Origin of the sequence: Escherichia sp. S10b (genome assembly GCF_028421345.1) — a bacterium.
Classification (GTDB): domain Bacteria; phylum Pseudomonadota; class Gammaproteobacteria; order Enterobacterales; family Enterobacteriaceae; genus ECMA0423.
The window spans coordinates 1-744 of sequence record NZ_JAHZSO010000086.1 but is presented as its reverse complement, the minus strand read 5'-3'; the positions used below and the strand labels follow the sequence as shown (position 1 = coordinate 744).

General features: G+C 55.9%; 1 protein-coding gene. It reads right to left on the bottom strand.

Annotated elements, in window-relative coordinates; translation table 11 throughout:
- Positions 1–744, bottom strand: a 744-nt coding sequence (locus FTE26_RS07115; RefSeq protein ID WP_272457528.1) for a type IV secretion system DNA-binding domain-containing protein, incomplete at both ends; no start/stop codon positions are given.

The following is a 744-nucleotide window of genomic DNA, read 5'->3' as shown; positions in this document are numbered from 1 at the left end:
TCACTGATCCCGGGTGGCAGTTGCTGTTCCATCTCTTCTTCCGGTTTCATTTTCAGCTCCTGCTCGATCCCCCCTGCCGGAACATTCACACCTGAATCTGACTTCTTATCGTTGATGGCAGGAGACACCGGCTGTTGCGGCTGTTGCGGCTGTTGCGGCTGTTGCGGCTGTTGCGGCTGTTGCGGCTGTTGCGGCTGTTGCGGCTGTTCAGCCTGAGTCACGTCTTCTCCGGAAACAACCTCCGGCACATCCGGTTCGAAGAGGCTGGCCATCTGACGACCTTCTGCTTCCCTTGCGGCAAGTACGGCGCTCAGGCGGTTCTCCATTTCCGGGTTGATGTCACGCGGAATAAACTCAGGGGCAACCTTCGGACGTGCCTGATATTTCAGTGAGAGTTTTACTGCCGGATACGGTCCGGGCAGGGTGACATAACAGGTCAAATCCGGCAGAGACTGAATGTCGGAATAACTGACCAGCGTCTGGCGCTCCATATCCTTACCGGTCGATACCCCGTCACGTACCGGATCAGCACCGTAGGAGTACTGCTCGCTGGCTTTCAGGTGCTCTTTCTCACCAATCTCACCGGCAGCGAACTCTGCAATCTTATGGCTGGGAGAACGGAAAAAGGCACGGGTGTTCATGACGTCAAACAGCGTGGCAGCCGCTTTCTCACCGTAGATATCTTCCAGCTGGGCATAGGACTGGATACCAAACACATAACAGCCACCGAACTTACGGGCTTCC